Origin of the sequence: Neoaquamicrobium sediminum, from assembly GCF_040970315.1 — a bacterium.
GTDB lineage: Bacteria > Pseudomonadota > Alphaproteobacteria > Rhizobiales > Rhizobiaceae > Aerobium > Aerobium sediminum.
In genome coordinates this window covers 1-15,036 of the sequence record NZ_JAZHFV010000022.1, presented here as the reverse complement: position 1 = coordinate 15,036, position 15,036 = coordinate 1, and the positions used below count along the sequence as shown (strand labels likewise).

Below are 15,036 nucleotides of genomic sequence, written 5' to 3'. Positions count from 1 at the left end.
CCACCATCAATTCAGCAGCAACCTTCCTCTACGCCGCTTCCGTCATGCTCCTCGTGAGGCGACTGGCGCGCCAGTCATGAGTTTCGAAACCGACTCTAAGGAGGGAGGTGCCCTGCAGCATGGTTCTGGAGGAGGCGGGGTTTGCACTCGACCTCAAGGAGAGCACGCGCAAGGCGATGAAATATCGCCGCGACAGCGAGATCATTATCGTCATTCATGAGGGCAAGGGCTGGTTCGATCCGCTCGGCGACGGCGCTCAAGCGCGCGGGTCTCCTGAAGCGCGCCCGAGGAACCCTGCTAAGACGCGCGACCGACCCTTGGGAGAGCCATGAAGGGGGAATCATGAACACACTGGTCCCCGAACGTCACATCCCCAGCCATCAGGGGCCTGACGCGCAGAGCGTTGATCCCGATCTTGATGTTGTGACCATGGCAGTAAAGGTACCCCAAACGCTCGCACATCTGCATTACTGGACGGTGGATTTGACCCGAAACGCAACCAAAGAGGAAGTGCTTGATGCTTTCAGGGCCTCGTCCCGCATCGCTTTTGTCCGCACTTCTGATGGGATCACCGCTCTCAACACCGTCAAGGAACTTATGGCAGATCTTGGTCGACCGCACGACAACCTGTACGAGGTTGCTTTGTGGGAAGACATGCTGGAGGTTAAAAACGGGGAACTGTTCTACGCCTATATGGTCGACAACCAGGCGATCGTCATCCCTGACACTATAGATGCCATCCGAGCGGTTACAGGTCTTTCCAACGATGCCCAAAGCTCAATTTCGCGGACGAATGCGTCTCTCGGAGTTGGAACGTTTTTGAGCTAATCAACGTCGCGGCGCGCGGCATCGTCCGCGCGTGCTCTGGAGGGGCGACCGTTTCGCCAGATCAAGACGACTGCTTGTGAAGTAATCTTTTGCATTCTGGATACACTCATGGACGCGAAAACCGCAGTTGTTTACCAGGGGAATGACAGGCTCCTCTTCGGCATCATCCTGGGTGTTCTGGCCTTCTGGCTGTTTGCCCAGACGACGCTGAATATTTCGCCGCTGATGGCCCAGGATCTGGGCGTCCAGCAATCGCTGATGAACATCGCGGTCTCCATCACGGCGCTGTTTTCCGGCATCTTCATCGTCGTCATGGGGGGGCTGGCCGACCGCATCGGACGGGTCAAGATCGTCCAATGGGGCTTCGTCTTCTCGATCGCGGGCTCGCTGCTGATCGCGCTTGCGCCGACGGGCGCGATGGGGTCGACCTTCCTGATGCTCGGTCGCATCTGCCAGGGTTTTTCAGGCGCATTCATCATGCCTGCGTCCCTGGCCCTGGTGAAAGAATACTGGGACGGGGCAGGCCGGCAACGCGCCGTGTCACTGTGGTCGATGGGCTCGTGGGGCGGGTCGGGCTTCGCTGCTCTGTTCGGCGGCCTGATGGCGCAGAACCTGGGTTGGCGTTCGATCTTCTTCGCGGGCGCCGCCATTTCGGTCATCGGCTTGCTGATGGTGCGCGGAACGCCCGAGAGCCGCGCGGAGGCCAGAGCCGGCTACAAATTCGATCTGGGCGGCGTCGTCACCTTCATGATCGCGATGGTCGCCTTGCAGATATTCGCTACACAAGGCGCGTCATTCGGCTGGGTCAGTTGGCCTTCACTGACTTTGCTGGCGCTCGCCGTCCTCTTCGGCGTGATCTTCTTTCGTATCGAGAGCGGCAATGCGAACGCATTCGTCAATTTCGGCCTGTTCCGCAACATGACTTACACCGGCGCCACGATCTCGAACTTCCTGCTGAATGGCGTGGCCGGCATGCTGATCGTTTCGATGACATTGTTGCAGATCGGCGGCGACATGGACGCCCAGCAGACGGGACTGCTGACGCTGGGCTATGCCATCGCCATCGTCGCCTTCATCCGCGTCGGCGAAAAGCTGCTGCAACGCTTCGGGCCGCGCAAGCCGATGATCTGGGGTTCGTTGATCGTCGGAGCCTCGATCCTGCTGCTGATGCCGACCAATCTGATGCTGGGCACCTACAATATCCTCGCCATCGTGGCCTATACGCTGTTCGGCTTGGGCCTGGCCTTCTATGCCACGCCATCGACGGATGCCGCGCTGTCGAACCTGCCGTCGGATCAGGCGGGCTCGGGCTCCGGCATCTACAAGATGGCCTCATCGCTCGGTGCGTCTTTCGGGGTCGCGATTTCGGCCGCCGTGTTCACCGCGCTTTCGGGAGACAATAGTTCGGTGGCTTGGATCGAGGGCGTCATTTCCTATGTTGGGCGGCAGGATAATCTGGCCGTTCGCGAAGCCGCCTTTTTCGCACTCGGCATCAACCTGCTGATGGTCGTGGCAGCCATCGTCTCGATCATGGTCACCGTGCCCAGGGAAAGCCCAGTGACGAGCAATGAGCCGCAATAAAAGCCTCGGTGAAGCAGCCTGCGGGGCTTCGAAAGCCCGACACGAACGAAGGACATCTGCCATGAACGCTATCGTCAATGAACTCGACCGGGCCAGCATGAAGGAATGGTTCGAGCATATGCACCGTACGCCCGAACTGTCGATGCAGGAGGAAAAGACCGCCAAATACATCGCTGGGATCGTCAGGGGTTTTGGTTACGAGGTGGAGGAGGGTGTCGGCAAATATGGCATCGTTGCTTCGCTGAAGGCGGGCGATGGCGACAGCGCCATCGGGCTGCGCGCCGATTTCGACGCCCTGCCGATCGAGGAGGTCAACGCGCTGCCCTACAAGTCGGGCGTAGCGGGCGTCGCCCATCTTTGCGGCCATGACGGCCATACCACCATGCTGCTGAGGGCCGCGAAATACCTTGCCGAGAAGAAGAACTTCAACGGCACCGTGCGCCTGATCTTCCAGCCGGGCGAGGAGACGATGCAGGGCGGCCCGGCGATGATCGAGGACGGGCTGTTCGAGCGCTTTCCCGTGGACGCGGTGTTCGGCATGCACAACATGCCGGGGCTGGCGCTCGGCAAGCTTTACTTCACCCCGGGCGAGGCCATGGCCGCCGTCGACAACTGGGAGGTGGAGATCACCGGCAAGGGCGGACACGGCGCCATGCCGGAACTGTCGATCGATCCGGTCGTCGCAGGCTCGTCGCTGGTCATGGCCTTGCAGAGCATCGTCGCCCGCAACGTCAGCCCGGCAAATCGCGCCGTCGTCACCGTCGGCGCGTTCCTGGCGGGCAATGCCGGCAATGTGATCGCCTACAGCGCGATCCTGCGGCTGTCGATCCGCACGACTACGCCGGAAGACCGCGCGATGGTGCTGTACAATGTCCGCCGGCTGGTTTCGACGCAGGCCGAGGCTTTCGGGTGCACCTCGGAGATCCGCGAGGGGGTGCCGGGGGCGGTGTTGGTCAACGATACCGCTGAAACCGACAAAGCAGCCGAGATCGCCCGCCACGCCTTCGGCGAGGATCAGGTCATCCATCCCGGTCCGACCTATCTCGGCTCCGAGGATTTCGCCTTCATGCTGCAAAAGCAGAAGGGAACTTACTGTTTCCTCGGCAATGGCGACACCAAGATGGTCCACCACCCCGAGTTTGTCTTCAATCAGGACATCCTGCCCATCGGGGCTGCCTATTGGGTGGCATTGGCGGAAGGCCATCTGCGCTGACAAGCGCGACGCTCACAGGTCTTCATCCGATACGGACCGACGTTTCGTTGAGGAACTGGAACAGGGGCACGGCGAGGTTTTCGGGAGCCGGCCCCGAGCGGATCCTGCCCGCTGTATCGTAATGCGAACCATGACAGGGGCAGAACCATCCACCGTAGTCCCCTGCTTGACCAAGAGGGATGCAGCCGAGGTGGGTGCACACGCCGACCATGACAAGCCAGTTTTCTCGATGTTGTCCTGCGGACCTCGCGAGATCGGTCGCCGGCGAGTCGGCCGGCAGATTAGCGTTGCGCGCGATGGGGTCTTTAAGCTCTTCCAGGGGCGTCACGGAAGCAGCTTCAATTTCCCGGGATGTCCTGTTCCTGACAAAGACCGGCCGCCCGCGCCACTTGACGGTCACCGACATACCTTCCTCGATTCCGGAAAGGTCGATGTCTATGGTGGCGATCGCGAGTGTCGAAGCGTCGGGTTTCATCTGGTCGATGAAAGGCCAAGAGGCAAAGCCGGCCCCGACGGCCGCCGTTGTGCCCGTCGCGACATAAAGGAAATCCCGACGATTGACGTGAACTTCACTTTGCATGGACACCTCCTGCCCGCAGCAACGACCGGTCGATCGGATCAAGATTTTCGCCAGAAGACGGCAAAATGAAGAGCTTGGCTCCGTTCCCCGCTTCAACAACCTGCAGCCCGTTATGAGATGGGTCGCAAATTGGGAGACGGAGGGGTAAGCCGCTCTTCGCTTCCGGTTCTCGTCGTGAGATAGTTTCGACGGTGGATGCTGTTAAGAGCGTGACTTCCGATCCAATACCAAAATCTACTGTAGAGGACTTTAACCTGGATCAGGGATTCCAGGGCTCGAACCGATGATTTTGAGCCCGGCATGATGCGCCTGCCGAGAACTGCGACCACCCGAGGGGTCGCAGTTCTGCTGGCCCGATGCCGCGTAGCCACGACAAGGAAAAAACCTGATGAGTTCACCACATTCCCACCAGAACCATCAAGCGCATGCGACCGGGAATCGAAACGATGAAGCTCATCGCGGTGTCGTAGCTGCTGCCGGCTCCAGCCATTCCGAGCATTCTGGCCACGGCGGGCATGACCACGGCGCGATGGTCGCCGACTACCGGCGCCGATTCTGGTTGGTCCTCGTGCTCACGCCACCGGTGCTGTTGCTCTCGCCGATGATCCAGCATTGGCTTGGCATCGCAGAAACTTTGGCGTTCCCAGGCGACCGCTACGTTCTCTTCGTGCTTTCGACAATTGCCTACGTTTATGGCGGCTGGCCATTCCTGACGGGCTTCACCTCCGAGCTGCGGAAGGGGCAGCCCGGCATGATGACCCTGATCGCTCTAGCGATCTCGGCGGCCTATTTCTTTTCGGCGGCCGTCACGTTCGGGTTTCCGGGCGAGGAACTCTACTGGGAACTTGTGACGCTGATCGCCATCATGCTTCTCGGCCACTGGATCGAGATGCGTTCGGTCATGGGAGCATCGCGTGCGCTTGAGGAACTGGTCCGGCTCCTGCCGGATTCAGCCACGCGGATCAGGGCCGACGGATCGTCCGAAGAGGTGCCGATCTCAACCCTTCAACCCGGTGATGAGGTCATCGTACGACCCGGTGCAAAGGTTCCGGTGGATGGCGAGATCATTGAGGGTTCGTCCGGTTTCAACGAGGCCATGCTCACTGGCGAATCGAGGCCCGTAACCAAGGGGGTCGGCGCCGCCGCCATCGGCGGCGCGATCAACGGGGCCGCCGCTGTCACCATCAAGGTGACGGCAACAGGCGACGCCACCTATCTGTCGCAGGTCATCGAATTGGTAAAGAAGGCGCAGGCAACGCGCTCGCGCACTCAGGACGTTGCCAACCGTGCCGCCGCTTGGCTGACCTACATCGCACTCGTCGTCGGCTTCGGTACGCTGTTCGTCTGGTGGCTTTTCCTTGACGCCCCCTTGGAATTTGCCATCGAGCGCATGGTGACGGTCATGGTAGTTGCCTGTCCGCACGCCCTTGGTCTCGCTGTGCCGCTGGTCGTCGCGGTCAGCACATCGCTGTCGGCCGGCAACGGACTGCTGATCCGCGACCGGGCCGCCTTCGAGCGGGCGCGCAATCTCAACGCCGCCGTGTTCGATAAGACCGGCACGTTAACTGAGGGCCGTTTCGGCGTCAGCGATATCGTATTGCTTGCCGACGGCGACGAGAACGAGGAACTGGCCTATGCGGCAGCGGCCGAGAGCCAGTCCGAGCATCCCATCGCCCACGGCATCGTGGCCGAGGCGAAGGAACGAAGCCTGATCATTCCCAAGGCAACCGACGTCAGCAACATCACCGGCGAAGGCATCGTGGCCAAAGTGGAAGGACAGGATGTGCGTATCGTCAGCCCCGGGCACCTCGCACGGCAGGGCAACACCATCGCCCATAACAGTCTCAAGCGATTGGAAGGACAGGGCAAGACAGTTGTCGTTCTCGTCCGCGACGGCGAGCCGCGGGCACTCTTTGCGCTGGCTGACATCGTTCGCCCGGAATCGAAGGAGGCCATCGCCGAACTCAAATCCCTCGGGATCAGCTCGATCATGCTCACCGGCGACGCCGAGGGTGTAGCAAAGGCGGTCTCCGAGGAACTCGGTATCACCGAATACTTCGCCGAAGTGCTGCCTGATCAGAAATCACAAAAGATCGAGGAACTGCAAGCGCGGGGGCTCTCCGTCGCCATGGTCGGCGACGGGGTGAATGACGCGCCTGCGCTCGTGGTGGCCGATCTCGGGATCGCCATCGGCGCGGGTACCGATGTGGCCGTCGAATCTGCCGACGTGGTTCTCGTACGCAGCGACCCGCGCGACGTCGGCGCGATCCTTGGACTCTCGCGTGCCACCTACCGCAAGATGGTCCAGAACCTCGTCTGGGCGACCGGCTACAACACCATCGCCATCCCGATGGCGGCGGGCATTACTTTTGGAACTGGCTTCATAATGACCCCCGCGGTCGCGGCCGTCTTCATGTCGGCCAGCACCATCATCGTCGCCATCAACGCCCAGCTTCTGCGCTCTTACAGGAGGCACAAATGACACCGGTAGACAAACAACCGGGAACTCCCGCCAGGCGACTGATCCTTCCGCTGCCAGGTAACGAGATATTCGCGCGGCGTCTTGCCGACGAAGGAGGCTGGGAACTTGGCGCAATGGAAACACGGCGTTTTCCTGACGGAGAGACTTACGTTCGCCTCCTCTCGGAGGTGAAGGACAAGTCAGTCGATCTGGTATGCACGCTGGCACGGCCAGACGACGGCTTCCTGCGGCTGATCTTCGCGGCCGATGCTGCAAGAGAGCTGGGAGCCTGCCAGGTCAACCTGATCGCACCCTACCTCTCCTACATGCGGCAGGATCGCCGCTTCCAGCCGGGAGAGGCGGTGACCTCCAGAAGCTTCGCCAGGCTCGTCTCGTCGAGCTTTGACCGGCTGCTGACGGTAGATCCACATCTGCATCGCTATCCGGCCTTGTCGCCTCTCTATACGGTCCCGACCGACACCTTGCATGCTGCACCGCTGCTTGCGGACTGGATCGCCGCGGAGGTCGACAAGCCCTTGATCATCGGTCCTGACGAGGAAAGCGACCAATGGGTCTCTGCCATCGCGGCACGCATCGGTGCTCCGCATGCCGTGCTGCGAAAGGTCCGCCACGGCGACCGCAACGTCGAAGTCAAGCTACCGGACCTTTCCAAGTGGCGCGGCCGGCAGCCGGTGCTCGCAGATGACATAGCGTCCTCCGGGAATACCTTGATTGAGGCTGCCCGCCAGCTTCCGCTTCAGGGTTTCGTCCGGCCTGTGGTCGCCGTGGTGCATGCGATATTTGCCGACGATTCATTCCAACGTCTCGTGCCGCTTTGCAACCGCATCGTCTCGACCGACTCCGTACCCCACGAAAGCAATGCAGTTGCGCTCGCCCCCTTGATTGGCAACGTCATCGCGTCGGCGGCCTCAGTTGACGGTGATCTTGTACGCCACCGGCGTCCACCGGAGACGCTGGACGAAGTGGAACAGGCGGGGCTCGATTCCTTTCCTGCCAGCGACCCGCCATCCTGGACCAGCGGCGTGAACTGACGACAAAAACGATTGACGGAAGGCGGCGACGGCATGAACGAACTGACAACAGCAACATCAAAGACGTGGCAACAGGGATACGGCCCGATCAGCCACAACAATGAAACCATCGAACGCGTAGCTGCCCTGGCGGCGTCTGGCCTGATCGAACCGGAGGCCCTCTATCGCATCCTTGCCGCAGCCGACCGTTTGACTTCTGCCGCAATGTGGACTGTCGTCCATATGACCTATGCCCACCGTGTCGACCTTTCCGGCACGCCGCTGCCTGCCGAGGCGTTCAAGTCGACGCCTGAAGGTCATACCGGCGGATCGCTCAACATGGTGCCCGCTTTCATTGGCTATCTCGCCGCCAACGCGATCACCGCGAAAACCCGCTCATGGCTGATGGGACAAGGCCATTCTGTCGCCGCGATCGAGGCGGTCAACGCGCTCACCGGGGACGTTTCTCCTGCGCAGAGGGGCCGCTATGATCGCAGCGAGAAAGGTCTCTCGCAGCTTGCAGCCGATTTCTATTCCTATGCCATCGACGCCGACGGCAATGCAGCGGTCCCGCTCGGCAGCCACGCCGGTCCGAACACCGCCGGTGCCATCTCGGAAGGCGGCTATCTCGGCTTCGCCGAGGTCCAGTACGTTCATGCGCCGCTGCCCGGCGAAAGCCTCGTCGCCTTCCTGAGTGACGGCGCGTTCGAGGAACAGCGCGGCTCGGACTGGACGCCGCGCTGGTGGCGAGCCGAGGATTCCGGCATCGCGATTCCAGTTATGATCCTCAACGGCCGGCGCATAGAGGAACGTGTCCAGATCGCGCAGCAGGGCGGCGCGGACTGGCTCGCCGACCACCTGAAGCTCAACGGTTTTGATCCCTTTATCATCGATGGCCGTGATCCTGCGGCCTTCGCCTGCGCCATCATCGAGGCTGAGAAGCGCCTTGAACGTTTCGCGGCGGATCCCGCCCGCGTCTATCCGGCGCCTATCCCCTATGTCATCGCCGAGACAATCAAGGGCTTTGGCTTCCCAGGAGCCGATACCAACGCGGCGCACAATCTACCCCTCGGGGGCAATCCCGCACAGGACGAGCCGGCTCGCAACGCCTTCAACGAGGCCGCGCAAGCGCTGTTCGTTCCCGCCGCGCAGATCGAGAGCGCCGTTGGCGAAATCGCTGTCCATCGCGAGCAGGGCCGAGAGCCGGAAAGCCGGCATGCGCTCGCGCTGCGTAACCCAGCCGCACCGAGCCTGCCCGAGCCGGACTGGACGATCGCCGGCGATCCGCCCGATTGCGCAATGCATGCGCTAGACCGCTGGTTCGTCCGCGTCGTGGACGCGAACCCCACGCTCCGCCCGCGTGTGGGCAATCCTGACGAGCTACGCTCCAACCACATGGGAGCAACGCTCGATCGGCTGCGCCATCGCGTGAACACTTCCGAGCCCGGCGTCGCCGACGCCATCGACGGCGCGGTCATCACCGCGCTCAATGAGGAAGCCGTCGCAGGCGCGGCGCTGGCCAACAAGGGCGGGATCAATCTGATCGTCAGCTACGAAGCATTCGCCATGAAGATGCTTGGTGGCGTGCGGCAGGAGATCGTGTTTTCCCGACGGCAGCGCGAGGCCGGCCAGGAACCACGCTGGATTTCGGTGCCTCTGGTTGTCACGTCCCATACCTGGGAGAACGCGAAGAACGAGCAATCGCATCAGGACCCGACCATCGGCGAGGCGCTGCTGGGCGAGATGTCCGACACCTCGCGGGTGCTTTTCCCCGTCGATGCAAACAGTGCCGTGGCAGCGCTGCGATCCGTCTACAATGGCCGCGGCCAAGTAGGATGTTTGATCGTCTCCAAGCGTGACATGCCGCATCGTTTCGATGCGGAGGACGCAGACCGTTTCGTAACAGATGGTGGGGCCCATGTGCAGGGCGAGACGGAAGGCGCCGAGCTTCAAATTGTGGCTATCGGCGCCTATCAGCTCGAGGAAGCGCTCAAGGCGGCCTATCGGCTCAGGACGCACGGTCGCCATGTGCTCGTGACGGCGGTGTCGGAGCCCGGCCGCTTCCGCATACCCCGCGATCCGATCGAGGCGGGATTCACGGCGAGTGACGAAACCCTCGCCGCCCTGTTTCCGGCGAACATGCCGCGCCTGATCGTCTCCCACACGAGACCCGAACCTATGCTCGGCCTGCTTCGGCGACTGGATTCCGGCCCACGGACGACCGCTGCGCGCGGCTACATCAGCCGGGGCGGGACGCTCGATGTGTCTGGTATGTTGTTTGCTAATCGCTGCTCCTGGGCTCATCTGGTCGACGCTGCTGTTCCTCTCACCGGCTGGAGCAGAGACGACCTCCTTGCTCCCGCTGAACGGGCTGCCGTAGAGGGCCGCGGGCATCCCGGCGACATCGCTGCATTCAACATCTGAGGCCATTATGCTGACGCTAACATCTCTCGGCGGTGCGAGCACCGTCACCGGCTCGAAGCACCTCCTCACGAACGGCGGCAAGCGCATCCTGATCGATTGCGGCTTGTTCCAGGGACTCAAGAACCTGCGCGAGCTCAATTGGACGCCACTGCCAGTGCCCCCGTCCAGTATTGATGCCGTAGTGCTCACCCATGCCCACCTCGATCATTCGGGCTATCTTCCCAGGCTCGTGCGCGATGGCTTCAAGGGTCGAATCTACGCCTCATCGGCAACGCGCGACGTGGCCGAGTTGATCCTCAAGGATAGCGGCTTTCTCAACGAAAAGGATGCAGAATACGCCAATCGCAAGGGCTTCTCGAAGCACAAGCCGGCTTTGCCGCTTTACGGCGTGCGCGATGCGGAACGGGCGATAGAGATGTTTACCACTGTGCCGTTCGAAACCGCCTTTCAGCTTCCCGGCGGCGCGACCATGACCTTCCGTCGCGCAGGTCATATCCTCGGCGCGGCCAGCGCGGACATCGAATGGGCTGGCCGCCGCATTGCGTTTTCCGGCGACCTTGGGCGCTACGACGATCCAGTGCTGCCCGATCCAGCTCCCGTGGCCGACGCCGACTATATCGTCGTCGAATCAACCTATGGAAACCGCACTCACAATCCCGCAAACACGACCGAGGTGTTGGGAGAAGTTGTTGAGCGCACCGTAAAACGTGGCGGCACGGTCGTTATCCCCGCCTTCGCAGTCGGCCGCGCGCAATCTCTCCTTTATCATCTCTGGAAGCTTCGAACGGCAGGCCGCCTATCAGGTGTACCGATCTATCTCGACAGCCCCATGGCAATCAACGCTACAGACCTCCTTCACGCACATAGCGACGATCATCGCTTGACGCATGACGAATGCACGTCGATCTGCAAAATCGCCACCTATACCCGCGATGTGGAAAGCTCCAAGGCGATCACTGCGAGTGTCTTTCCCAAAGTCGTGATCTCGGCCAGCGGCATGGCGACCGGCGGTCGTGTGCTTCATCACCTCAAGTCTTTCGTCACCGATCCGAAACATACGATCCTGTTCTCCGGCTATCAGGCTGCGGGAACGCGGGGGCGGGCCATGGTTCAGGGCGCGAGAGAGATCAAGATCCACGGGCAATGGATACCCGTCAGAGCAGAGGTCGACGATCTGTCGGTGCTCTCGGCGCATGCCGATGGCAATGAGTTGATGCGCTGGCTCTCAGGCTTCCGGCGCGAACCGTCCCGCGTCTTCATTGTCCACGGTGAGGACGAGGCATCGGAAGCCCTGCGCGCCCGGATCGATCGCGAAATTGGCTGGAATGCCACTGTGCCACGTCAGGATCAGGTGTTCGACCTATGACCACGCTCCTCTCTCATGCCGGTCCAGAACAACCAACTCTTCGTGTTCGGCGCCTTCGATTGCACACGCAACACCAGCCGGTCGTCGTCATGCGCACTGATTGTCATGTTTGTCGCTCGGAAGGGCTCTCCGCTCGCTCGCAGGTTCTCGTCTCGGGTGGTGGGCGGGAATTACAGGCAACGCTCTTCCAGGTGGAGGACGACGGTCACTTGGCCGTTGACGAGGTCGGGCTCTCCGAAACCGCCTGGGAGATGCTGAATCTCGCCGAGGACGCCAAGGTGCAGGTTACCCATGCCCCCGCTGTCGAGTCGCTGGCAAGCGTACGCAGACGTATCCACGGCAACCGGCTTGACTCGCATGCTCTCACAGAGATTGTGCAGGACGTGGTCGCCGGCCGTTACACCGACGTGCAGCTTGCGGCGTTCCTGACCGCAACTGCGGCTTTACCACTCGACGAGAACGAGACTGCCGACCTTACCGGTGCGATGATCGCGGTTGGCGACCGGTTACAATGGCATGCCCCTGTTGTTGTCGACAAACACTGTGTCGGCGGCCTGCCTGGTAACCGCACCACCCCGATCGTCGTGGCGATCGTTGCGGCCAACGGGCTCGTCATGCCGAAAACGTCCTCCCGTGCCATTACCTCCCCCGCCGGTACTGCCGACACGATGGAGACTCTCGCGCCGGTGAATCTCGACATTGCAACGTTGAAACGCGTGGTCGAGGCCGAAGGAGCTTGCATCGCGTGGGGCGGAGCGGTCCACCTCAGTCCGGCTGATGACATCTTCGTGCGCGTCGAACGCGAACTCGACGTCGACACCGAAGGCCAGCTGATCGCTTCCGTCCTCTCCAAGAAAATCGCTGCGGGATCCACCCATGTCGTTATAGACATCCCGGTCGGCCCGACCGCCAAGATGCGCAGCGAAGATGCCGCATCTCATCTCGCGACGCGGATTACAGCGGTCGCGTCTCGCTTCGGCCTTACGGCCCAATGCCTTCAGACCGACGGGTTGCAGCCGGTCGGTAGAGGCATCGGTCCCGCGCTTGAGGCGCTCGACGTACTAGCAGTCCTGCAAAATGCGCCCGATGCGCCGGACGATTTGCGCAGGCGCGCCGCGATTTTGGCGGGCGTAGCGTTGGAGATCGGCGGCAAGGCCGAGAATGGAAAAGGACTGGCGCTCGCGCTCGAAACGCTGGCTGAGGGGCGCGCCTGGAAAAAGTTCGAGGCTATCTGCAATGCCCAAGGTGGGATGAGAACGCCGCCCAAAGCGCTCCATGTCCATCCACTCACGGCTCCGCATGCTGGACGGGTCGTTCACATCAATAACCGAAAGCTGTCCCGCCTCGCCAAGCTGGCTGGCGCGCCGGAAGCCAAGGCGGCCGGTATCCATATGGAAGTTCGCCTGGGTGATGAGACCGACCGTGGGCAGCCGCTTCTCCACATCCACGCAGAAACGCCGGGTGAATTGGCCTACGCACTCGACTATGCCGCTGGTGCCGGGGACATCATTGAGATCGAGGCCTGAATTGGTTCAAGACCAGTAAGGTAGGCAACCGGCTTCGGCGCAGCTTGGGTACCTGACAAAGGGACCCGGAGCTTTTAGCGAACCTCCGCAGGAAAGAAGGATTGCAACTTAGCCGGGACCACGGGTCAGTGTGTCAGCCCGACCCGTCATGAGGTGCCGTAACTGCTTTCTCAATGGATGTCGTTCGCGCGCTGCAATTCGCGAATATAGGTGGTGATCGCCTCGATCGAGGCGTCGCTGACACCCTCTATCGGCGCCATACTGCCAAATCGCCAGTGATGAGCACGTACGCCTTGGCGCACAGCAAGCGTGAAGGCCATATCACTATGATGGCTCGGCTCGTAGATTTTATGGATCAATGGCGGTGCCAGCCCATCCCGACCCGAACCGTTCGGTCCATGACAGCTGGCACAGTTGGCGTCGAACGCGGTCTTGCCCTGTTCGGCCATCGACGAAAGCGATGACGGCACTATAACCTGAACGATGGGCTCACCAGAGCCAGAGCCGTCCTGCCGATTCTGCGCCCACCAGATGGCAACGCCGGCAAGCACCACCGCAACCACTGCAACAAGTGTTTTGTTCATATTCAATCCTGCGGCTTGAAGGCCTCCCGCCTAGGCGGGAGGCCTTCGAAATTAGGCGACCACGAACTCAGTCATCATCCCGGTTGAAAGATGTGGCATGTGATGACAATGCAGCATCCAGCGGGCCGCCTCACCCGCGTCCACGGCAATCGTAGCCATGGTCATAGGTGGAATATAGAGAGTGTCACGCATAGCCCCGCCCATCCTGCGTCCGCCGATCTCCACCACCTGAAAATGATGGCCATGCAGATGCATTGGATGTCCCATCATCGACATGTTGTGAAAGCGAATCTCGACACGGTCCCCGCTGCGCGCCGAAATCGGCAAATGCTCACCCCAGGTCTTGCCGTCGATCGTCCAGACATAGGGCTGCATTTGTCCGCCTAGCATAACGTCTATTGGACGGATGGCGCCGCGATCGGCGAGACCGGTCACCGCACGCAAGCGAGATTCCTGTTCCATCCTGATGTCGAACGGGGGCGCGTCGGCTTCAGCAAGGGAATCGATACGGCGCACCTGCGCGCCGGGCGTCGCAAGAATCAGCCCCGTCCGTTCACGAGCCCCTTCACGAAGGGCTAGGACGGGCCAGGCACCGGTATCAGGCAATTCGAGCTCCAGATCCAAACGCTGCCCCATCGAAAGACCGAAGCGATTGCCAGGTATGGGCTCGATCGGCTGACCATCTACAGCACGCGCATTCTAACCGCCGTCAGGCTGGCGGTAGAGTCTCAAAAGAGGTAACAAGATCGCTAACCTTTCGGGCACAGGAACCGATCCGGACGTCGACCCCGGCCGCGCAGAGCTTGTCGCGCTCGGATGCTCCGACATATCCGCAGATCAACCGAATTGACCCGCTGGCAAGGATCAAGTCGCAGGTTGACTCGTTCGTTCTGGCTGCGTTTGAACGGAACCGCCGCTTACGTGACGCTGGGTCGACGACGAGCAAGCCATCGCTTTTGGCGAAGAAGGGACTTAGCACAGCCCTTCTTTGGCTGCGAGAGACCAGCAGGGCTACGGAACGCTTTAGATCAAACGCGGGCGAGGCTGTCGATACCATTCGTGGCTCGTGAAACACCGCTCATTTCTCCCACTTTTCATATAATTATGATTAGTCTGGACGCGACGCACTTTAATCTCGATCAAGTGCGCTCCCAACCATCGTTGCCGCCAATTGGTGGCAATTTGCTTCGCGATCAATGTTGGTTGCTCAGCCCCAGCCGCCTCGCGATCTCTTTGATCCCCGTCAAAGTGTCATAATTAATATGTGCGATGGTGCGACGTTGCATGACATGCGACGGGATGGAATACTGCCGTGCAAATACGGGAGTTGGGCGAAACAGTCTGAACCGCCCCGGGTTTGCCGGAGGCCGTTTCTTTTGAGTCACGCGGCCATGGCTGGTTCTTCCAGCATGGCGTAGTAGCGTTCCTCGGCTTCCGCCGGC

At 61.2% G+C, this 15,036-nt stretch carries 11 protein-coding genes; 8 read left to right on the top strand and 3 right to left on the bottom strand.

Annotated features, from left to right (window positions below):
- Positions 1–216 precede the first annotated feature (216 nt).
- From V1479_RS25755 to V1479_RS25745, 3 genes are all read left to right on the top strand, one after another.
- Complete coding sequence (locus V1479_RS25755; protein WP_244649371.1) at positions 217–828, top strand: type II glyceraldehyde-3-phosphate dehydrogenase; 612 nt, start codon at positions 217–219, stop codon at positions 826–828.
- A 108-nt stretch (positions 829–936) separates the two neighbouring features.
- Positions 937–2,409, top strand: coding sequence for an MFS transporter (locus V1479_RS25750; protein ID WP_173194095.1), 1,473 nt, complete (start codon positions 937–939; stop codon positions 2,407–2,409).
- Between the two features lie 61 nt (positions 2,410–2,470).
- Entirely contained in the window at positions 2,471–3,622 is a 1,152-nt protein-coding gene (locus tag V1479_RS25745; protein ID WP_173194097.1) for a M20 aminoacylase family protein, read from the top strand.
- A 22-nt stretch (positions 3,623–3,644) separates the two neighbouring features.
- On the opposite strand, the gene petA is transcribed toward V1479_RS25745, so the two are convergent.
- On the bottom strand, positions 3,645–4,202 hold the full coding sequence (petA, locus tag V1479_RS25740; protein WP_142589630.1) for a ubiquinol-cytochrome c reductase iron-sulfur subunit: 558 nt from the start codon (positions 4,200–4,202) through the stop codon (positions 3,645–3,647).
- A 388-nt stretch (positions 4,203–4,590) separates the two neighbouring features.
- Between petA and V1479_RS25735 the strand changes: the two genes are divergently transcribed.
- The 5 genes from V1479_RS25735 to V1479_RS25715 are packed head-to-tail and all read left to right on the top strand — an operon-like array spanning position 4,591 to position 13,010.
- Positions 4,591–6,684: a heavy metal translocating P-type ATPase gene (locus V1479_RS25735; protein ID WP_368805344.1), complete on the top strand. Its 2,094-nt coding sequence runs from the start codon at positions 4,591–4,593 to the stop codon at positions 6,682–6,684.
- On the top strand, positions 6,681–7,715 hold the full coding sequence (locus tag V1479_RS25730) for a ribose-phosphate pyrophosphokinase (protein ID WP_142589632.1): 1,035 nt from the start codon (positions 6,681–6,683) through the stop codon (positions 7,713–7,715). The genes V1479_RS25735 and V1479_RS25730 overlap by 4 nt, the downstream gene beginning before the upstream one ends.
- 33 nt (positions 7,716–7,748) lie before the next feature.
- Positions 7,749–10,118 (top strand): phosphoketolase family protein, encoded by a 2,370-nt coding sequence (locus V1479_RS25725; RefSeq protein WP_173194101.1) that lies wholly within the window; start codon positions 7,749–7,751, stop codon positions 10,116–10,118.
- 7 nt (positions 10,119–10,125) lie between these two features.
- Positions 10,126–11,484, top strand: a complete 1,359-nt coding sequence (locus tag V1479_RS25720; RefSeq protein ID WP_368805342.1) for an MBL fold metallo-hydrolase RNA specificity domain-containing protein — start codon at positions 10,126–10,128, stop codon at positions 11,482–11,484.
- Positions 11,481–13,010 (top strand): thymidine phosphorylase family protein, encoded by a 1,530-nt coding sequence (locus V1479_RS25715; RefSeq protein ID WP_368805341.1) that lies wholly within the window; start codon positions 11,481–11,483, stop codon positions 13,008–13,010. The genes V1479_RS25720 and V1479_RS25715 overlap by 4 nt, the downstream gene beginning before the upstream one ends.
- Positions 13,011–13,180: 170 nt before the next feature.
- Here the strand turns inward: V1479_RS25715 and V1479_RS25710 are convergent, their stop codons facing one another.
- Together V1479_RS25710 and V1479_RS25705 are read right to left on the bottom strand one after the other, a co-directional pair.
- Complete coding sequence (locus tag V1479_RS25710) at positions 13,181–13,594, bottom strand: c-type cytochrome (protein WP_173194538.1); 414 nt, start codon at positions 13,592–13,594, stop codon at positions 13,181–13,183.
- A gap of 51 nt (positions 13,595–13,645) precedes the next feature.
- Entirely contained in the window at positions 13,646–14,218 is a 573-nt protein-coding gene (locus V1479_RS25705) for a multicopper oxidase domain-containing protein (RefSeq protein WP_312860715.1), read from the bottom strand.
- Positions 14,219–15,036: the final 818 nt, after the last annotated feature.